This window comes from Streptomyces sp. CA-278952 (genome assembly GCF_028747205.1).
Classification (GTDB): Bacteria; Actinomycetota; Actinomycetes; order Streptomycetales; family Streptomycetaceae; genus Streptomyces.
Map to the genome: position 1 here is coordinate 1510628 of NZ_CP112880.1, position 20283 is coordinate 1530910.

Annotated in this window: 15 protein-coding genes and 3 pseudogenes; 9 read left to right on the plus strand and 9 right to left on the minus strand. The window is 68.5% G+C overall.

Annotated elements, in window-relative coordinates:
• Positions 1-128: 128 nt before the first annotated feature.
• The 3 genes and pseudogenes from N7925_RS06575 to N7925_RS06585 all read left to right on the plus strand — a co-directional run.
• Entirely contained in the window at positions 129-581 is a 453-nt protein-coding gene (locus N7925_RS06575) for a RidA family protein (protein ID WP_265598562.1), read from the plus strand.
• A gap of 222 nt (positions 582-803) precedes the next feature.
• The gene (locus N7925_RS06580) at positions 804-2333 is read left to right on the plus strand and encodes a helix-turn-helix domain-containing protein (RefSeq protein ID WP_265598563.1); all 1530 of its coding nucleotides are present in this window, start codon (positions 804-806) and stop codon (positions 2331-2333) included.
• Positions 2334-2905: 572 nt separating this feature from the next.
• A pseudogene (locus N7925_RS06585) lies at positions 2906-3085 on the plus strand (transposase); the annotation flags it as partial.
• Between the two features lie 151 nt (positions 3086-3236).
• Here the strand turns inward: N7925_RS06585 and N7925_RS06590 are convergent.
• The 6 genes and pseudogenes from N7925_RS06590 to N7925_RS06615 form a co-directional block, all read right to left on the minus strand.
• Positions 3237-3983 carry a hypothetical protein gene (locus N7925_RS06590; protein ID WP_265598564.1) on the minus strand — a complete coding sequence of 249 codons (747 nt, stop codon included), beginning with the start codon at positions 3981-3983 and terminating at the stop codon, positions 3237-3239.
• Between the two features lie 3 nt (positions 3984-3986).
• Entirely contained in the window at positions 3987-4469 is a 483-nt protein-coding gene (locus tag N7925_RS06595; protein WP_265598565.1) for a hypothetical protein, read from the minus strand.
• Between the two features lie 6 nt (positions 4470-4475).
• Positions 4476-6722 carry a glycoside hydrolase domain-containing protein gene (locus N7925_RS06600; RefSeq protein WP_274343334.1) on the minus strand — a complete coding sequence of 749 codons (2247 nt, stop codon included), beginning with the start codon at positions 6720-6722 and terminating at the stop codon, positions 4476-4478.
• 633 nt (positions 6723-7355) lie between these two features.
• The gene (locus tag N7925_RS06605; RefSeq protein ID WP_274346409.1) at positions 7356-8594 is read right to left on the minus strand and encodes an ABC transporter permease; all 1239 of its coding nucleotides are present in this window, start codon (positions 8592-8594) and stop codon (positions 7356-7358) included.
• Between the two features lie 26 nt (positions 8595-8620).
• Positions 8621-8926 (minus strand): annotated as a pseudogene (locus N7925_RS06610) (ATP-binding cassette domain-containing protein); the annotation flags it as partial.
• 90 nt (positions 8927-9016) lie between these two features.
• Positions 9017-9247: a hypothetical protein gene (locus N7925_RS06615; protein WP_265598567.1), complete on the minus strand. Its 231-nt coding sequence runs from the start codon at positions 9245-9247 to the stop codon at positions 9017-9019.
• 132 nt (positions 9248-9379) lie between these two features.
• Here N7925_RS06615 and N7925_RS06620 point away from each other — a divergent pair, with 132 nt between their 5' ends.
• Positions 9380-10093: an alpha/beta fold hydrolase gene (locus N7925_RS06620; RefSeq protein WP_274346410.1), complete on the plus strand. Its 714-nt coding sequence runs from the start codon at positions 9380-9382 to the stop codon at positions 10091-10093.
• A 224-nt stretch (positions 10094-10317) separates the two neighbouring features.
• Here the strand turns inward: N7925_RS06620 and N7925_RS06625 are convergent, their stop codons facing one another.
• Positions 10318-11715 carry a YncE family protein gene (locus tag N7925_RS06625; RefSeq protein WP_274343335.1) on the minus strand — a complete coding sequence of 466 codons (1398 nt, stop codon included), beginning with the start codon at positions 11713-11715 and terminating at the stop codon, positions 10318-10320.
• Positions 11716-12132: 417 nt separating this feature from the next.
• Here N7925_RS06625 and lepB point away from each other — a divergent pair, with 417 nt between their 5' ends.
• Entirely contained in the window at positions 12133-12801 is a 669-nt protein-coding gene (lepB, locus tag N7925_RS06630) for a signal peptidase I (RefSeq protein WP_274343336.1), read from the plus strand.
• 267 nt (positions 12802-13068) lie between these two features.
• On the opposite strand, the pseudogene N7925_RS06635 reads toward lepB, so the two are convergent.
• A pseudogene (locus tag N7925_RS06635) lies at positions 13069-13209 on the minus strand (AraC family transcriptional regulator); the annotation flags it as partial.
• A 470-nt stretch (positions 13210-13679) separates the two neighbouring features.
• Between N7925_RS06635 and N7925_RS06640 the strand changes: the two are divergent.
• The 4 genes from N7925_RS06640 to N7925_RS06655 all read left to right on the plus strand — a co-directional run bounded on the left by N7925_RS06640 (position 13680) and on the right by N7925_RS06655 (position 19408).
• The gene (locus N7925_RS06640) at positions 13680-15290 is read left to right on the plus strand and encodes a DUF4331 domain-containing protein (protein ID WP_274343337.1); all 1611 of its coding nucleotides are present in this window, start codon (positions 13680-13682) and stop codon (positions 15288-15290) included.
• Between the two features lie 108 nt (positions 15291-15398).
• On the plus strand, positions 15399-16754 hold the full coding sequence (locus N7925_RS06645) for a tetratricopeptide repeat protein (protein ID WP_274343338.1): 1356 nt from the start codon (positions 15399-15401) through the stop codon (positions 16752-16754).
• Complete coding sequence (locus N7925_RS06650) at positions 16751-18421, plus strand: nickel/cobalt transporter (RefSeq protein WP_265598572.1); 1671 nt, start codon at positions 16751-16753, stop codon at positions 18419-18421. The genes N7925_RS06645 and N7925_RS06650 overlap by 4 nt, the downstream gene beginning before the upstream one ends.
• A gap of 330 nt (positions 18422-18751) precedes the next feature.
• Positions 18752-19408, plus strand: a complete 657-nt coding sequence (locus N7925_RS06655) for a fasciclin domain-containing protein (RefSeq protein WP_265598573.1) — start codon at positions 18752-18754, stop codon at positions 19406-19408.
• A gap of 185 nt (positions 19409-19593) precedes the next feature.
• On the opposite strand, the gene N7925_RS06660 is transcribed toward N7925_RS06655, so the two are convergent.
• Positions 19594-19908 (minus strand): hypothetical protein, encoded by a 315-nt coding sequence (locus tag N7925_RS06660; RefSeq protein ID WP_265603772.1) that lies wholly within the window; start codon positions 19906-19908, stop codon positions 19594-19596.
• Positions 19909-20283 lie beyond the last annotated feature (375 nt).

Sequence of the window (20283 nt, forward strand, 5' to 3'; positions counted from 1 at the left end):
GTTCCGCCCAAGTGGACGGCGCGGGGCCCGCGTTCGGAACGGAAGAATAATGAGGAAGCGGGACGCGGAGCACGCTGAAAGGATGGCGCACTCCAGGGCCGACCCCAGCACCAGGAGACGCACCCATCGTGACCCGCACCAGCGCCGTTTCACTGATCCGTTCCCGCTCCCTCTCCGACGTGGCCGAGTACGCCTATGCGGCCACCGCGCCCGCCGAGGCCCGGCTGATCTTCCTCGCCGGTTCATGTCCGCTTGACGAGCACGGCGAGACCGTGGCCGTCGGGGACTACGCGGGCCAGGCGGCGAAGTCCGTGGAGAACCTGCGGACGGCGCTCGCCGACGCGGGCGCTTCGATCGAGGACGTCATCAGCACGCGGGTCCTCGTGGCGTCAGCCCGGCAGGAGGACCTCGTGGCCGCCTGGGAGGTGGTCCGGGACTCCTTCGGCGACCACGACGTGCCCAGCACATTGATGGGCGTCACCGTGCTGGGCTACGCGGACCAGCTCGTCGAGATCGAAGCCGTGGCCGCCGTCCTCGACGCCCCGACGCCCGACGACCCGGCCGGCCCCCCGTCGGCGTAATGGCGGGGCGAACCGCCGCGCCCCCGCACGCCGAGGCGGGGGCGGGCGGAGGCGCTGCGACGGGCGTGGCCACGCAGCTCGTACGGACGCGCCGGCCGCGCCCTTCGCTCCGGCGCGGGCCACCATGGGAGGAGGCCGCCTACGCGGAGCCGGTACACACCCGTCACTCGAACGGCACACCCCCACAGCAGCCTCATCTCATATCTGAGATAACCTGCCGTCATGTCAGACGACTACCTCGTACGCATCGGCAAGCTCATCCGTGACGCCCGTCAGCACCGGGGCTGGACACAGACGCAGCTGGCCGAGGCGCTCGCCACCAGCCAGAGCGCCGTCAACCGCATCGAGCGCGGCAACCAGAACATCAGCCTTGAGATGATCGCCCGCATCGGTGAAGCCCTCGACAGCGAGATCGTGTCGCTCGGTTACGCCGGCCCCATGCATCTGCGGGTCGTCGGCGGCCGTCGGCTCTCCGGGGCCATCGACGTCAAGACCAGCAAGAACGCCTGCGTCGGGCTGCTGTGCGCCTCGCTGCTCAACAAGGGGCGGACGGTCCTGCGCCGGGTGGCCCGGATCGAGGAGGTGTTCCGGCTCCTGGAGGTGCTGAACTCCATCGGGGTGCGCACCCGCTGGGTCAACGACGGCGTGGACCTGGAGATCGTGCCGCCCGCGCAGCTGGACCTGGAGGCGATCGACGCCGACGCCGCGCGCCGCACCCGCTCGATCATCATGTTCCTGGGTCCGCTGCTGCACCGGACGGAGCAGTTCACCCTGCCGTACGCGGGCGGCTGCGACCTCGGCACCCGCACGATCGAGCCGCACATGATCGCGCTGCGCCGGTTCGGCCTGGAGATCGCCGCCACGGAGGGCCTGTACCACGCGCAGGTCGACCGGTCCGTCTCCCCGGACCGGCCCATCGTGCTGACCGAGCGCGGCGACACCGTGACCGAGAACGCCCTGCTGGCGGCCGCCCGCCACGACGGCGCCACCGTCATCCGCAACGCCTCCTCCAACTACATGGTCCAGGACCTGTGCTTCTTCCTGGAGGCGCTGGGCGTACGGGTCGACGGCGTCGGCACGACGACGCTCACCGTGCACGGGGTCCCGCAGATCGACGTGGACGTGGACTACTCCCCCTCCGAGGACCCGGTCGAGGCGATGAGCCTGCTGGCCGCCGCGGTGGTGACCGAGTCCGAACTCACCATTCGCCGGGTGCCGATCGAGTTCCTGGAGATCGAGCTCGCGGTCCTGGAGGAGATGGGCGTCGACTGCGACCGCACCCCGGAGTACGCCGCCGACAACGCGCGCACCCGCCTGGTGGACCTGACGGTGCGGCCCTCCAAACTGGAGGCGCCGATCGACAAGATCCACCCGATGCCGTTCCCCGGCCTCAACATCGACAACGTCCCGTTCTTCGCGGCGATCGCCGCCGCCGCCCACGGCCAGACCCTGATCCACGACTGGGTCTACGACAACCGCGCGATCTACCTCACCGACCTCAACCGCCTCGGCGGCCGCCTGCAACTCCTCGACCCCCACCGGGTCCTGGTCGAGGGCCCGACCCGCTGGCGCGCCGCCGAGATGATGTGCCCGCCCGCCCTGCGGCCCGCCGTGGTGGTGCTGCTGGCGATGATGGCGGCGGAAGGCACCTCCGTACTCCGCAACGTCTATGTCATCAACCGCGGTTACGAGGAGCTGGCCGAGCGGCTCAACTCGGTGGGCGCGCAGATCGAGATCTTCCGGGATATCTGACCGGCGGGGTGTCGTTCCCCTTGGGGGCGAGGGGAACGACACCCCTAAACGCCTGACGACCTGCGGTTACACCCTTTCTCGACCTTCCATGATTCACCGCTGTTTTTCATCACCTTGTACAACGCGTACGCAAGATGATCTTGCATGGGTAACGGTTTATCAGTAATACCTGATAGCCCGTCAGCCTGTACGGAGTGTGCTGACCAGAGGGACTGCGCAATGCCCGCACCGACGCTGCGACCGGCATTCGTCACATTCGGAGCCCAGTCCTCGCCACGCACACGCATCAAGCACACCGCACCGCTACGGCCAGTTCCGGCCCGGACCTCCACACGTACCGGCGCCCCTTCGGTCATCCGACTGCTCCCACGTCCGGGGCAGAGGTTTGCCGACCGAGGCTCTCGCCGAGAGCATCCGCGGCAGCTCTGCTCAGTAGCGCGTCGAGGTGAGCAGTGAGATGTGTGTTGCCGTCGTCGAACCCCACCAACAAGCTGGTCAGGATGAGACGAGGACCCGATAGCGGCACGGAAATCGGCAGGACGGGCTTCGTCATGGCGAACCTTCACCCAGCCATCGAGTCGAGCGAACGGCTCGGCCGGCACCGCTGGAAGATCGAAAGGTCGATCGCCTGGCTGTTCGGCTACCGCCGCTTCACCGTCCGATACGAGCGGAAGAGCTGACACTCCCTCGCCTGCCTCGGCCTCGCAGCCGCTCTCAACTGCTACAAGAAGCTGGCAAAACTCACCACGTGAGACGTCCTTCAGCCCCCGGGTTCCGTGGGGATTCTCCCCCGATTCCGGTCATCAACCCCTGGGAGGTCCGGCCCCGCAGGTGGCCTTCCGCGCCGGCCGCCCTGGGCGCGGGGGCCCAAGGCGGCCGGCGCGGAAGGCGGCGGAGGGCCGGTCAGCGGAACTGGGCGGCCCTACGGCGTCGAGTGGCCGCCGTCACGTCCGGCACGAACCCGGCGCCGGCGCCGGGTTTCTCGCTCCAGGCGCGGACCTTGGCGGCGACCCGCCCCAGATGTGCGTTCCCCGGAGGCACGTCCAGATAGAACAGCCCCTCGTACCGGCGGCGATCGTCACCGCCCCAGCGGACGACGCCCTCGGCGTCGGCGACGATGTCGCGGATCGTCAGCTCCTGCACGGAGGTGAAGCCGCCCTGCGCTCCGGGCGGATAGAAGGCCGGGCGCACGACGATGGCGGTCCCCGAGGCCTGGTTCGACTCCGGGAGCCGACTGTCGCGTATCGACGACGGGGCGACCCACCCCGCGAGCGGGTTCGGTTCGCCGTGCAGGCCCAGAGCATCGACCTCGTAGTGGAATCGGCGGATGACATGGGCCAGGACCTGTTCGACGTCACCCGTACGAACCGGAACCCTCAGAGGTGTTCCCTCCACGTGTCGCGTCGCGATGTCGCCCTCGTCATCGGCGGCCTTCTGCATCTCCCACCCGTTGGCGGACGCCCGGCCGGTCAGGATGCGGCGGCGGCGGGCTTCAGCTCTTCGCAGAGCTGCTTTCAGCTTGTCGTTCCTGAGCGGCTGGGGAGCGGCCGCGGCGGGGGTTGCGAGGAGGCTGGAGGAGGTGATGCCGACGGCGACGACGCCGGCCGCGATGGTGAGAGTGCTTCTGCGGGTCATCTCGGTGGGGCTCAACAGTCAGCCTTTCTTCCGCGGTGTCGTGCGCCGCCTGTGGTGGAGGACGCCGGAGGCGACGGCGCTGAGGAGCGCCAGCAGCATCAGGACGGCGACGATCGGGTTGATGTATTCGGGGATGAGGACGGAGTAGTCGCGACTGTTCGACGCCTCGCAGACCAGCCGCAGGGGGAGGAAGTCCCCCCTGCGGCCGACCAGGGCCGGTACGCCTTCGGGCCGCTGCCGCTCGCACTCCTCGGCCTGCTCCTGGCCTTCCACGAAGAGGATGTGGAGAAGTCCCCACAGATAGAGGGCGATTCCCGCAGCGACCGCGGCCAGTGCCACGTCCCGCCCGGCACGGACGGGCGTGTAGCTCTGACGGGCCCGTCGTGCGAGCCGTGAGCACAGGTAGATCGTGAGGCTCGCGAGCGCTGCGGCCCCTGTGAAGAGGACGATGATCAGCGTTGCGGGGTCGTGCCCTCGCCAGGGGGCGGAAGCGATGACCACGACCTCTCAGGCCTCACGGACGATGCGGTTGTACTTTTCGAAGATGGCGTAGAGCGGCATCCGCTCCAGCGCGTGTGCCTCCGCTTCCGTGCCCCACCCCTGGTACCGGCGGAGGACCTCGTAGGTCTCCGTGTCGGTGTAGTCGAGGGCCGGGCGCCGGATCGGGGTCTCCTCCCTGGCGTCGCCCTGCTTGCCGTCAGCTCCCCATATGTGCAGGTGCGGCACGGTACTCAGGTTGAACACGTTGTCCTGATTGAGCTTCTGCCACATGGCCCAACGATCGTTGTCTGCAGCGGAGTTAAGGGTCTCTCCGTCCAGGAGCCCCGCACGGATCGAGTTGTTGCGCGCCAGGATGCACGTGCGGCCCGAGATCTTGGCGATTCCCGTGCTGCTGTCGACCAACCTGACGACGCCGGGCAGGCCCTGTCCCCAATCCGGTATGACGCCGGAGTGGTAGAGCGCGACGCCCGCGTCCTGCACCACGTCCAAAGTGCTGTAGTGGCAGTACTCCCAGAAGGCCGACGTCTGGATGAGGGCCTTTCGCATGCGATAGCCGCGAGACGCCGACGTGATCGTGGCGTCGTGCATCATGATTCCTTCGAGGCACTCCTGGCGGGTGTAGATGCGTGCTGTGCCGCCCGGCTTACCGATCGACTCCATGTAGTCGTCGACTTCTTTCAGCAGAGCCGACCAGAGACTCAGGTGGAATCCGGTGTCCAGCTTCTGTGCGGGAGACGGGTGGAAATCCCCCTGCCCGGTGTCGCGACCGGAGGCGATGTTGTTGTCGATCTCGATCTGGCCGTCGCCCGAGCCGATCGTCTTGGTGACGATCTGATCGAAGGCCCAGTTCTCGGGCATGGCGTAGCCGAGGTTGCCGGAGAATCCGGAGGACATGTTCGATACGAAACTGGCGTCCGCGTGGCCCTCTGCGGAGATGCGGGAGCACGCGTTGCGCGGACCGTAGACCCCGATCTTGTACGGGCTGCCCAGCTTGCCCATCTGCTCCGTGATGCTCCTGAAGTACGGGAGAATGTACGTTGTCACATCCTCGTCCACCGCGTCGTAGTCGACGGCGAAGTAGATGCGCGCGCCGTGTTTGAACCCGTGCTCCTCCGCCTTGAAGGCGGCGGTCAGACAGTCCGTGACCCCCTGCGCGACGCTGTAGTAGTCGACCGAGCGTGCCCACGTCTGGTAGATCGGGAAGCAGCGGAGACCGTACTCCTTGATGGTCGCGAGCTCCCCCGGCTGGATTTCCTTCTCGGGGAGGGAGGTCGTCGAGGGGTTGTACAGGTAGCGGCCGACGTATTTGTAACCGGCTGCCTTCAACGTCTGCGCGCGGGCCGGTGTGATCTTCGTGATGCCGTCGCACGACTCGCCCTGACGGGTCTGGTCCCCGTAGGAGACCAGTAGGGAGGCCCAAGTCGGGAAGTCGGCCTGCCCATTGGCGGCCAGCTTCATGAACGCCTGAAAGGTGCTGACGTTGCTGGCCAGCGAGGAAGTGAACGAGCTCGAGAAGGACACCGGGCGCTTGTTGAGCACCATGGCCGCTGTGAACAGCTGCACCCACACGCCGGAGGATCCGGTCGACAGGGTGTGGTTCTTCAAGCCGGCCCTGGTTCCGGGGCCGAACGCCCCGTTCGCGACACCGTCGGCCATGCCCAGCTCGTATTGGACCGCGAAAAGCATCGACTTGGCGACGTCGCGGGAGTGGTGGCCGTCACAGGGAATGACGTAGAAATCCTTGCGCAGGATGTAGCGGCCGTTCAGCCACTGCTGGATGGAACGAACAGTGTTCGATCCGTTGTTGACGGTAACATAGGCATCCATATTGAACAGGCCCTTGACCACCTTCGGCCACAGGACACTTCCGGGGTACGTGACGCCGACGCCCATATTGTCGTTCAGCTTAGCAACCGCGGCCTTGACCCGGGAGTTGTATTTTCCGTCGATGTCGCCGCCGTCGTAGCCTTTGCAATAAAGGGCGGACTGGATGATCCGGCAGAAGTTAGCCGACGGGATTGTGGTCTCGTCGAGCTTACCGTATTTCTCCTGAAGTGCCGAAAGGGTACCGGGCCCGAAGTTGTTCGATAGGACGCTGATGCCCATCTCGTACTGCAGGGCACGAGTGAGGGCGTACATGACGACCCAGCCAGTACGCCCGTTCTCCTCAAGCTTGGGTATGCCGAGGGTGGCCCCGTTCCCGTAGGTGACATTGATGAATCTCTGGGCGCGAATTACCATTTCGTCGGCCATTTATTTCCTTACTCGTAAGCGGAATGCAGGTCGATTCAAGCGGGGCGACACGCCTGGCCCATGGCGAGACGAAGACGCCCGGTTTTCATGCGAGCGTGCGGATCACTGCCGATCGCCTGCGCTTCCCTAAGTCTCGGGGGCTCAATTCTCGCTCCCAGGATCCACGGGAGGCGCTTGGCGATCAACAAGTAACATAAGGCATCCGAGCGGTAATCAAAAGGCCTCTTGATGAGCTCACGGAGCAGCGGCGGGACGGGGGTGGACGCCAAGAGTTGCTCCTCGAAGCGGAATGCCTTGCGGCGCGCGCAAATTATCCTTTCTGTCGCTTTTCTGGCTTGCCCCATGGGTATCGAAAAATGATTGACCGACCGATCGCGGTGTGCCTTGTATGCTCTGCGCGCGCAGAGGCCTTGAGACAGGGGCTCGAACGTGTTCGCACGCGGCCTGTCGGGTTCACGATGGGAGCTCCTTCCGGCTCCCCGACTACCGCGGCTCCCTGGCGAAGCTCACTCTCCGTCACTTCTGCGCGTTCGGCGGAAATTGCCATTTAATTGCTCACAGTCGAGCGTCGATCAATTCTCGAATGTGCCGCTTTGTTCGGTGTCCTCGAGCCGCGCGGACTTCTCCAGCAGGTCAGCGGCGTAGCGCCTCCACAGGCGCAATGCGAGAGGCCCTCCAAGCCGGGTACAAGCCGGCCAGCAGACCTGTTGCCAGGCCGATGGCGGGGGCGGTGGTCACCGTCATGGAGTGGATGACGGGCGTCCAGTCGCGAGCGATAGCGACCCCGACAACCGTCAGCGTTCCGAGGGACGTGCCGACGAGGCCCCCCAGCGCGCCCAACGTCGCGGATTCCGTGAGGAACTGAGTGGTTATGTGCCGACCGCGTGCTCCCAACGCCCGCCGCAGTCCGATCTCACCCGTGCGCTCCAGCACCGCCACGAGTGTGGTGTTGGCTATGCCGACGGCCCCGATGAAGAGGCAGAGGGCCGCCAGGAGAAGGAAGAGCTGGTCGAGGTCGCCCGTGACCTTGCCCCGCAAGGTCTTCGGGTCCGGCGGGGGTACGGCCTTGAAGTACTGCGGGTGAGCGGGATCCAGTGCCGTCGGGGATTCCCGCGCAACCTGATTCGCGGCTCCCAGCCGCGTGGACACCAGCATCTTGGCGCCGTCCTTGGGAGTACCCCAGATGTGCTGTGCTGTGGAGCGGGGGACAATGATGGACAGGAGGAGATCGGTTTTGCGCTCCACGTCCCCGATCACGCCGATGACGGTGAACGCCTCATTTCCGATGAAGACCGCCGGCTGAGTCTCTACCGTAGAGATGCCGAGTTCGCTGGCGACCCCGGACCCGACAACGGCTACGCGTTGCCGGGTTGCGTCGTGCCAGGCATCAAACGTCCTGCCCTGGGTAATGTACGGACCAGCGGCGTCCAGCACCCCTGAAGAGGCCGCGGTGACCTCGATGTCCTTTCCATCGGGCGAACCACCCACAGGCGCAGACGTTACCGAAGTGCCGTTCTTCAACTGAACAGGCCAATAAACGCCGGCATGTTCCACACCGTTGAGGCCCTCCACCCGCCGCTCGCCGTCGTCCGGGAACGCCATATTTACGAATTCGTCCTGCTCCTTCGCGACGTCTTCAATGGTTACTTCGGTCGCGCTCAGGGCGTTGAAACGATCGTCGATCTGAGAGGATGCCGTAGCTGTCAACCCCAGGACGGCCACGAAAGTCCCCACTCCCAGAACCGTTCCCACTGACGTGAGCACGGAGCGTGTGGGACGCTGCAATATCCCCGCGTTCGATTCGGCGAGCACGTCCCGCGCTGAGAAGCGCGAGGTCGGCACGGACCGCACGCGATGGGGACCTCGACGCATTCGAGGCAACGGGATGAGGCGGTACCTCATATCCCTATCCCTTCCAGCAATTGGCCGTCGCGGATAGTGACAGTCCGCTCGCCTTGCTCTGCCACCGCCGGATCATGGGTTATGACAACGATGGTCATGCCGGCTCCATGTAGTTCGTGGAACAACGCCAGAATGGAACCGGCGGTGGCGGTATCGAGGTTGCCCGTCGGCTCATCGCACAGAAGGAGGGAGGGGCGACCGACCAGCGCCCTCGCGATGGCTACCCGCTGGCGCTCACCCCCCGAGAGGGTCGATGGCATCGCGTCGGTACGGTGCTCCAACCCGACGCGAACGAGCGCTTCTCCGTCGAGCGCCAGTTGCATGCACTGCGCCACGCTGTCCTGGTTCGGATTCCCGATCTTGATCAGCACCTCAACCCCCTCGGAGAACTTCTAGCCCTGCGATTCCTGCATGGCGCGGCGCCAGATATAACCATCGTCGAATTCCGCAGGGAGACCGAAGGAGATTTCGTAATCCTCGGCAGACAGAATTCCAACCTCAGTGAGAAAATCGAACGTCTCCGCGGTGAATCCGTAGCGCTCTGCGGTACCGGCTGACAGACGATGAACGTTGCCCTGGCCGACGGCAGCCGCCAGTGCGCCGTGGTCGACATCAAACAGCATGCTCTAGCCCCGCTTCCCTCTCCTAGCGGCTTCCATTTCCGCCCCATCTGATTCGGTCATCGTCACGCCTAGGATGCCCTCGTACAGGGACGGGGCCCCGCGCTTCTGCTCGCCCACGGCGCCGGAGGCAGCATCGAGGGAAACTTCGGCCTCGTCCTCGACGATCTCGCCCAGGACCACACTCTCGTCGGCCCGCACTACCCCGGAGCGGGTGGCTCTCCCGCAGCCGTCGAACCACTGGACCTGGACGACCTCGCCGATCGCCTGGTCGCAGCCGCTGTCGCAGCCGGTCAGGACTCGTTCGCCGTCCTCGGAGAATCTCTCGGCAGCGCCGTGGCCGTCCGGATCGCCACACGGCACCCCGACCGTGTCCGGGCCCTCGTCCTCACAGTAGGTTTCTCTGTAGCCGATCCCGTACTGGCGCTCGCCGCGCAGCTGATCAGATCCTTGGCTTCCGCCGGCCAGTGGGGCGACGTGGCACGGCTCGCCCTCCTGTCCTGCATGTCCCCGGCGGAGCTGGCGGAGCTCGAACCGGCCGACCTCGACGCCCCAGCCGCTCAGACCCTGACCGCGATGCCGCCGGGCATGTTGGACCACTTCGACCTGATATCCCGCGTGGACGTCAGGGCCGACCTGGCGAAGGTGGCCGCGCCCACCCTGGTGGTAGCGCCCACCGGCGACCGGCTGGTGTTGCCCGCCTGCTCGTACCGCCTGGCGGTCGGCATCCCGGGCGCCCAGCTGATCGAACTGCCCGGCGCCGCCCACATCCTGAACCCGGCAGACCGAGCGACCTGGCTCCGCCACGTCCGCGCGTTCCTCGCCGCTGTCCCCGCCATGTCAGCCTGAGCGCATCGCTCCTCACGAGTCATCGCTCCTCACGAGTCAGGCCGGGCCGCTTACGAGATCCACCCAGCGCCGGGCCGACCTGCTCTCTCGGAGGAGACGCGTCCGCTGCCCGGCACCGCGGCCCTCTCGCGGCATGCGGGCGGGAGGGCCGCGGTCAGCAGTCAGCGGTCAGCAGTCAGCGGTCAGCAGTCAGCAGTCAGCAGTCAGCGGTCAGCGGTCAGCGGTCAGTCCGAAACGATGTCCACCGTGACCGATCCGTATGAGTAGGCGTGCCGCGCGTCGCCGTAATAGTGCGCGGTGTACTGCACGGAGCCCTTGGCGCGCGGCAGGTCGACGAAGCTGAAGGTGCCGTCGGCGGCCACTGAGGCTGTGCCGATGTGGGTGCCCTCGCCGAGGGAGGGGTCGTCGAGCCGTATGACGTCGACGGTGCTGTTCGCCGCGAGAGGGACCGGCGAGACCACACGGCCCGTCAGCGTCAGGTCGTGGTTGCGCGGTGAGGTGGCGGGTGCCGTGAGAGTGAGGCTGGTGGCGACCTGCGGCATGTCCAGGACCCGCAGCCCCACGGACGTGAGGTGGCCCGCGCCGATCTCGGTGACCGCGAAGAGACGCCCGCCGTCGGGTGCCCAGGCCAGGCCCGCCGAGCGGAGCCTGTCCTCGGGCGCGTACAACTCGTCCGAGGTCGCCGGGAGGTCCCAGTTCTCGAACGCCGCCTCCTCACCCGGCGTGAAGAGCGAGATGTCCGGCTGTCCGCCGCCGGCGTGGGTACCGGCGGCTATGGTGCCGTCCGGGGCGATGGCCACAGCGACGGGGTTGCCGTCGACCGCGTACTGGCCCTGGTGGGTCAGGTCCGTGGTGCTGAACACCTGGTGCACGTCGGGCTCGGCGCAGGAGATGACCACCTGCCGCGCGTCCGGCGTCAGTGAGAGGTCCTGCAGGCTGGAACATCCCTGGGGGCCGGGACCGACCTTCTGCTCACGCCGCTCGGCCTGCCCGGAACCCACGTCGTACAGCGCGACGGCGACCGAGTTGCCGTCGGCCTCGGCGGCTACCAGGAGGTCCGGGTCCGCCGGGGAGGCGACCAGGTGCGGGAAGCCGCCGAAGTCGTCCATGACGTGGTCCAGGGTGACCGTCGGCTCGGTGTCCGAGAGGTCCACGGAGCCGAGCGCGCCCGTCCAGGTGTCCTTGGCATAGCCGAACCAGAGCTGGCCGCCGGCCGTCGCCAGCGTGGTGGGGCCGGCGTACGCGCCCGCACCGGTGCCGGTGTCGAACCGCGCGGTCTCCCGCAGGGTGGCGGTGTCCACGGCAGCGATCGCCCCGGCATCCCGCAACGCCACGTAGAGCGTCCCGGAGTCCGCGGAGAGGGCGAGCCCCCAGGCGCCGGCCGCACCGTCGATACGCTGGACGACCTGGCCCTGGTAATCGGTCACCAGGACGCTGCCGCCGACCGGGTCGCTGAGGAAGACGTGCTGATGGACGCCGTCGACCACGATGTCCTTGTACGAGCTGATCGGCAGTGCGCCGCTGTTGGCGTCCGCGCTCGCGGCGGGTGCTCCGACACCCAGGAGCGACAGCCCAAGGGCCGCGGTGAGCGCAGCCCCGCCCACGCGTCGTCGAGTCTTCATCTGTATGGTCCCCTCCTCTTCGCCCTACGCGGACCGTTTCCGCACAGGGCGTGACGGACGGAGCGGTCGGGTCTCCCCGACCACCCGTCGCAACCACCAAGCTAGGAGGTACCACTGACACATCGTCGGCCCAGCCGATGACGGGGCACTCCGGTGCCGTGCCGGAGCAGGGTGAGCGGCTGCACGTCGTGCGGCTCGTGGGCGGGACCGGGTGAAGTTCCCCCAGGACCCGGAGGGCGGTCAGGCCGGCTCCGGATCGTAGGCCCTGTGACGTTTCGCAGCAGGTACGCGCTGTACTTTTCAGGCCGCCCATGTGACGGGTGTGCCGCCAGTGAACTTGCCGACCTGCGTTTCCGTCCCGGAACCGCCTGCCCTCCACTGGTCCACCCGGCCCGGGCATTTCAAGGAAAGGTGTTCATGCAAGAGCAAGGAGCGGGCAGCGGCCTGAAAGTCGCGGCCTGGGTACTGGTGCCACTCGGACTGTTCCTGGCGGTAGGAGGCATCGGGTACTTCTTCACGCACTACCAGGGGGCCACCGTCATGAGCGAGGCGATGGAGCCCACGTACCACCAGGGCGACCGGCTGGTCATCGAGCGCATCGACGCGGACGAGGTACGCAGGGGTGATGTCGTGCTCGTCGATGTGCCCGATCGCTACAAGGGCGGTCCGGTCCTGCAGCGAGTCATCGGGATGACCGGCGATCACGTGGTGTCCGACGGACATCGGATCACGGTGAACGGCAAGCCGGTCGACGAGCCGTATCTGATGCGCGGCGAAGTGAACCCGGCGACCGGGCCGTACGACGTGCGGGTGCCGGACGGGCGGCTGTTCCTGCTGGGCGATCACCGGTGGAACTCCAACGACTCGCGGTTCTTCCTCGACGAGCAGTCGGGCAGTGTCGCGGACTCCGGGGTGCTCGGGCGCGTGAGTAGGAGTTTCGCCGTGCCGGCGGCTTCGGGGACGCTCGGAGTCCTCGGGATCCTGCTGGCCCTGGTCGGGACCGGTTTGGGGATCGGCGGACACGTGGCCGGACGGAGCGCCCGGCGCTCGATCACGGCTGCGCCGCCTTGGCCCGCGGCTTATTGAGGCACCAGCGACTGCGCATCTGCCGGCCTACTCCCCGGGGATCGCGTGCGGCGTCATCCCGCGGGGCCTCGGCAAAGGCCAGGAAACCCCCTCGGCCGTGGCGAGGCCCCGAGCCCCCACTCCTCTCCTGCGTGCGCGGTGCGTGAGCGGACGGTCTTACACAGCGCGTCACGAGCAGCATCGGGCACGTGGCCGCGCGCCGCTGACCAGGCAGGACAGTACTACGCGGCCGCTCACAGGCTGCCCGGCACGGATCCGATCCCACGCACGGTGCGGTGGAACGACAAAGCGGCACGCCACCTCGTTGGCGGCGGCCGCACCGTGATCGGCCCGGACCAGGTAAAGGCGCAGGTCGTTGTCAGCCGCGCTACCCGCACTGGTGTGGACATCGCCGTTGTCGACGTACAGCTCCGCGCCTGAGTCCCGAGCGCGACGCTCCCGCATTCCCGCTGCGCTCGGTGCACCGAAAGAGTGAATTCCCCCGCCGCTCTTATTGCGAGAGGCTTGCAATAGGGCGTGCGTACCCCTTTCGGCCCAGTGGTCGGCGACTGTGTCGTCGCGGATTTTCTGGCGTGCTCGCTTGGCTGCATTGCCGCTCCGACCGGCCTGTTCACCCTTCGTGGACCACGTGCTCGACCCGGGAATGCGGTCTGGGTGTGCACGGGAGCCGGTTTCGGCGTGCTTGTCTACGGCTGCGCAGTCTTTGGGTGCTGACGGGCCCGCGTATCGAGCCGCCCCGTCGATCGACCCTTGCCTGCCCGACCGCTCGGTTCGCAATCTCCTGCCGCGGCACCGAACGCCATCCCCCATCAGCCCGCCCCTCCCTTTCGCATGCCCCGACGCATGCCTGGCAGGGGTCAGCAGACAGAAGGAACGCCGTGAAGGTTTCCCCGTGCAGGGCCCGTTCGCGAAGGGTCCTGGACCAGTCCCTGCTCGTCCTCGGTGCCACCACTCTGACCGCAGGACTGGGAGCGATGACCCTCGCCCCGAGCCCCAGCGCCGCCTCCAGCCACCGCGAGGCGCCCTTGATCGCCGGTGACCCGCGTGCGGACAACACCGACGTGTACGCGTTCACCAGCCCCGACAAGGCCGACACCGTCACCATGGTGGCGAACTGGATCCCGATGGAGGAGCCCAACGGCGGCCCGAACTTCTACGCGTTCGGCGACGACCTGCGCTACAACATCAAGATCGACAACACCGGGGACGGTGTAGCCGACGTCACCTACAGCTGGCGCTTCCGCAGCAGCTACCGCGACGACGCCAACCAGTTCCTCTACAACACCGGCCGGGTCACCTCGTTGAACGACCCGGACCTCAACTTCCGCCAGGTCTACGACCTGGTCGTCACGACCGGAGGGAAGAGCCGAACGCTCCTGTCGGGCGTGCCCGCAGCCCCGTCCCGCACGGGCAAGGCGTCGATGCCCGACTACGCGGCCCTGCGCAAGCAGGCGACCTTCGGTCTGCCGGGCGGCGGCAAGACGTACACGGGGCAGGCCGAGGACCCGTTCTTCGCCGATCTGCGCGTCTTCGACCTCCTCTACGGCGGCGACCTGAGCGAGCGGGGGCAGGACACCCTGGCCGGCTACAACGTCAACACCATCGCCATCCAGGTCCCCAAGAAGCAGCTCGCCCTCCGGGGCAACTCCTCCCGCAACCCGGTGATCGGCGTGTGGTCGACCACCGATCGCGCGGGCGTCACCGTCGCCGACTCCCGTGACAAGAAGGGCAAGAGCGGCGCGAAGCAGTGGAAGCAGGTCTCCCGCCTCGGGAACCCGCTGGTCAACGAGGTCGTCGTCCCGATCAGGTTCAAGGACGCCTTCAACACCCTCAACCCGAGCCAGGACCGCACCGTCCAGCCCGTCGTCGACAAGGTGTACGACCCGATCCTGCCCAAGCTCATCCAGCAGGTCTACGGCATCCCCGCCCCCGCGACGCCCCGCAACGACCTCGCCGAGATCTACCTGACGGGCATCTGCAAGGTGTGCGGTCCGATCAAGGCCGACCTCAACGCTCACCGCCTCAACAAGGACGCGCCGCTCAGGAAGATCGTCCCGGCGGAGGAGCTGCGCCTGAACATGGCGGTGCCGCCCACCGCCAAGCCTCAGCGCCTCGGTGTCCTGGCGGGTGACCTGGCCGGCTTCCCGAACGGGCGGCGTCTCGCCGACGACGTCATCGACATCTCGCTCCAGGCCGTCGAGGGCGCCGCCCAGACCGGCGTTCTCGTCCCCGCGCTCGCGGAGGGCGACAAGGTGAACGCCAACGAGGTCCCGTTCGGCGTCTCGTTCCCCTACGTCGCGCTGCCGCACACCAAGAACGTCAACCGCGGCCCCGGTGCGGCAGGCCGCACCGCCGAGCAGTCCTCGATGGAGAACACCGCGGCGACCCCCGTCACGAAGACCACCCAGGCCGCGGCGCTCGCCGGAGTCGGCGCGCTCCTTCTCGGCGTCGGCGGCTTCCGCCTCCGCCGTCGCGGCAAGGACAGCTGAACCGGCAGGCGACGGACATCTGACGCGGTGCCCGGGCCGGGCCGGAGAACGCCGCCCCGGCCCGGGCACCGGGGCTCCAGCAGCTTCGAACATTCGGGAGGGAATTCCGTGCACCCGGACCACACCGGACCCCCGCACCAGCCGCCACCTCGCTCACGCGGCGGCAGACGGCTGCGGGACACCGTGGTCACCCTGGCCCTGGGCGCGGCGATGTTCGCCGCCGGCGCGGTCATGCTGGCGCCCGATCAGACCACTGTTTCCCCTCCGTCGGGCCAAGGCCGGCCGGGGGCTTCTCCACCCCGTGGGTCGATCGAGGCGCTCCAGGCCCGGGTGACCCGCCTGCCGAAGGATCCGGGGGGCTGGGCCGCCCTGGGCATGGCTTACGTCCAGCAGGCCCGTTCCACCGCCGACCCGGCCACGTACGACCTGGCCGAGAAGGCGCTGCGTACCTCGTTCACGGTGCAGGCCGAGGGCAACACGGAGGCCGAGATCGGCATGGGCGCCCTGGCCGCGGCGCGCCACGACTTCCCCGCCGCGTTGGGCTGGGCGCGCAAGGCCACCGCCAGTGGCCCGTACAGCTCCTCCGCCCACGGGGTCCTGGCCGACGCGTACACCCAGTTGGGCCGCTACGACGAAGCCGACGAGGCCGTCCAGAAGATGACGGACCTGCGCCCGGACGCCGCATCCCTCGCCCGCGCCTCCTACGCCTCCGAGCTGAAGGGGGACACCGACCGGGCCCGCGCCCTCATGCGTCGGTCCCTGGCGGCAGCGTCGACCCGGGCCGACACCGCGTTCGCCCACAACGTCCTGGCTACCCTGGACCTCCAGGACGCCGACACCCGTGCAGCCCTGGCGCGGACGCGGACGGGGCTCAGGGCCGCCCCGAACGATGCGGCGCTTCTGGAGACCCGGGCCCGCGCTCACCTGGCCCTGGGCGACACCGGCAGAGCCCTCGCCGACTACCGGGCGGCCATCGCCATCGCCCCTCTGCCGCACTACCTCCTGGGGCTCGGCGAACTCGAACAGTCGCTGGGCCACCGCGGACAGGCCGAGGAGCAGTACGCACTCCTGCGCGCCCAGGACCGGATCCGGCAGGCCGCCGGGGGCCCGGCGGACACCGACGCGATCCTCTTCGAAGCCGATCACGGTAGCGCGCGAAACGCCGTGACCATGGCCGAACAGACCCTGCGTAACCGCCCTTTCGTCGCCGTCCACGACGCGTACGCCTGGGCCCTGCACCGGGCGGGCCGGGACGCCGAAGCCCTCGTCCAGGCCGACAAGGCCCTGGCTACGGGGACTCGCAGCGCACTGTTCCGCTACCACCGGGCCGTCGTCCATCACGCACTGGGCGATCCCGACGCGGCCCGCCACGACCTGACCGAAGCACTGCGTGAGCCCGCCTTCCACCCCCTGCACGCCGACGCCGCCCGTGACCTGCTCCGACGAATCGACACCACGCCATGAACCACATCCTGCGCCGAGCCATCACGACACTGGCCGCCACCGCACTCGCTGCCGTCGCGAGCGTGACGGCAGCCCCGGCAGCCGCTGCCCACCCCTTGGGCAACTTCAGCGTCAACCGCCACACGGGGCTCGTCCTTCGGCCCGACCGGATCGACGCCCGGGTCGTCGTCGACCGCGCGGAGATCGCTGCGCTGCAGGAACGTCCCGTCGTCGACTCCGACCACGACGACACGGTCAGCGACAGTGAGGCGCGCGCCTACGCAGGGAAAGCCTGTTCCGACCTGAGGGGTCAGCTCCATCTGAGCGTGGGCGGCAAGCGGGCGAACTGGAAGCAGTCCTCGGCCACCCTGGTGTACGAGAACGGGGAAGCGGGGCTGAAGACCAGCCGCCTCACTTGCGAGCTGACCACCCAGGCCGCTCTCGGCGAGCCCACCGGCATCCGAGCCCGGACGGACTACGACACCACCCGCATCGGCTGGCACGAGATGACCGCCACCGGCCAGGGCATCAGGATCACCCGCACCGACGTACCGGCGGCCTCCGCCACCCGCGAACTGCGCCAGTACCCGCAGGACCCCCTCGCCTCCCCGCTCGACCAGCGCACGGCATCGCTGCGCAGCGAACCCGGGCAGGGCGCGGTCGCCGTCCCCGCCGTGGTGGCGGACCTCCCCGGCGCGGGCGTGATCAGCGGGGTACTCGCCAGGGTCACGGGGGCCTTCGACTCGCTCGTCGGCGCCCGCGAGATCACCCTGCCCGTGGGACTTCTGGCCCTGCTCCTGGCGCTGGTCCTCGGGGCGTCCCACGCGGCGATGCCCGGCCACGGCAAGACGATCATGGCCGCCTACCTCGCGGGCCGGCGGGGCACCAGACGGGACGCTCTCACCGTCGGGGCCACCGTCACCCTGACGCACACCGCCGGCGTCCTCGTCCTCGGGCTCGCCCTGCCCGTCTCCACCCACCTGGCCGGCGAGACCGTCCTGACGTGGCTCGGAGCCGCCAGCGGACTGCTCGTCACCGGCATCGGCGTCTGGCTCCTCACGGGAGTCGTCCGGGGCAGGCCGCAACACAGCCACCACCATCACGGCCCGGGCCACAGTCACCATCACGCCGACCACCCTCACGGGCACGGGCACGGCCACGGCCATCATCATGATCACGACCACGGGGCCGGCAGCCTCCACCACCACGCGCCCGTCACCCCGGCCTCCGCACCCGACGGCGCGTCGGGCGGGGTACTCCAGGCGACCCTCGCGGTGGCGACACTCGCCCCGCCGGACCACGAGCACCCGCCGGCCGCCACGTCAACGGCGTCCCGGAACGCCCGGCGCACGAGCCACTCCGGCCTCGTCGGCATGGGCATCGCCGGCGGCCTGGTCCCCAGCCCCTCCGCCCTCGTCGTGCTCCTCGGAGCCGTCGCCCTGGGACGCACCGCCTTCGGCGTCCTCCTCGTCATCGGCTACGGACTCGGCATGGCCGCCACCCTCACCCTCGCCGGGCTCCTCCTCGTACGCCTGCGCGAACGCATCGAGAGCCATGACCGGACCCGGACCCTCCGCCACAACCCCCTGCTCCGGAAGCTGGCACGGACCGGACCCGTCATCACCTCACTCCTCGTCGTCGCCGTCGGCCTCGGCCTGACACTGCGGGCGGCAACCGGGAACGGCTAGCTCCCGCCGCCCCCTCCTCGGCGGGGAGAGGCCACATACCGAGGAGGCGGCCTCTCCCCACACCAACGCGACGAGCCCCGCACGAACTTTCTCGTCCTCGGACCAATCCGATGTCGCGGCAGCCTCGAATAGCAGACATGACGATCAAGGCGGCACCGGCACGCGGCGAGCATCACTCTCGGCGCACCGCACGGTCGACCGCGTTGACCATCGTGTCCGTGTCCCGGCGCCTGACCTGACGTCAGCGCTCGCCACGCCCGCGCGATTTTTTTACCCACACCCCTGACTGACACCCAGCGCGCACCCGACCGAGCACACAGGAGAATGTCCGTGAACGCCTTCCGTTTCCGCCGCGCCGCCATCGCCGTCACCGCCGCCGCCGTCCTGCCCCTCGCGCTCACCGCCTGCGGTGGGGACGACAGCTCCTCCGACACGGCCGCCGACAAGGCGAGCAGCTCCGCCCCCGCCGACGAGAAGTCGAGCCCGGCGGCTGACGGCGCCGCCCCCGCGGACGGCCCGTTCGGTCCGGCCTGCGCGTCCGTCCCCCAGGACGGCGCGGGCTCCTTCGACGGCATGGCCCAGGACCCGGTCGCCACCGCCGCCTCCAACAACCCGGCCCTGTCCACCCTGGTCACCGCGGTCAAGAAGGCCGGCCTCGTCGACACCCTCAACAACGCGCAGAACATCACCGTGTTCGCGCCGACCAACGACGCCTTCGCCAAGATCCCGAAGGCCGACCTCGACAAGATCCTGGCCGACAAGGAAATGCTCACCAGCATCCTCACCTACCACGTCGTCGGCGAGAAGCTCTCCCCCGGGCAGCTGGAGAGCGGAACCTACGACACTCTCCAGAAGTCCACCCTCGCCACCAAGGGCTCCGGCGAGGACTACACCGTCAACGACACGTCCAAGGTCGTCTGCGGCAACGTCCCCACCGCCAACGCCACCGTCTACATCGTCGACACCGTTCTGACGCCCAAGGCCTGACCACTCCCGCGCCCTGCGCCGAGCCCCGAGTCGCCCCCTCCGACTCGGGGCTCCTCCCACACCGACCAGGGCTGAACAGGGCTGACAGGGCTGACAGCAAGCGGACGGTACTGCTGGGCCTGGAACCACGACGCTCCCCCGCGCCGATGCGCGGGGGAGCGTCGTGGTTCCAGGCCCGGCTGCGTTCAGGGCCGCACGGTGCACAGGGCGAGGAGGCAGAGGTTGAATCCCTGGGTGTTGCTGGGCCCCGTGTGGCCGCCGGGTCCGGATGCGCCGACGGTGCACCGGGCCAGCAGGCAGAGGTTCCCGCCCTGTATGCCCCGGTAGAAGGCGAGCGGGCCGGAAGAGGTTCCGCCTTCGCGCGCGCTATGCGCCTGGCGGGGTGCCACCTCGGAGGAGGAAGAGGCGGCGGCCGAGGCGGCGGGAGCGGACGCCAGCAGCACGGTACCGACGAGGGCTCCGACGAGCTGCCACCGCAGAGCGGGAACGGGGATCTTCATCATGCTCTCCATTTCGAGTTCCAAGTCGCGGGAACGCAGTGTCCGAACGAACGTCCGGACATCACCTCTTCGGTGCGGGGGCCTCCACGGATGGGTGTCTGGCGCAAAGCCGGCTGACGATTGGCTGATACGCGCCAGCGAACTGCGAAAGATCTGCCCGCCGACGTGTCCTGCGCCACATGAGCAATCCGGGACCGATGTGACTCCGAACGACTGGTGTGAAGGCCCCGTTGGGGCGACGTCAGCGCAACGGAGGCTGTCAACGTGCACCGGTCCACGAAAGCGGATGCTTCGCGATCGCGATGCGTACGCGCTCGACCTGAGCCGGCAGCCCTCGCGACCTGCCCCGGCCCGTCCCGTTCCGCCCTGCCGCAC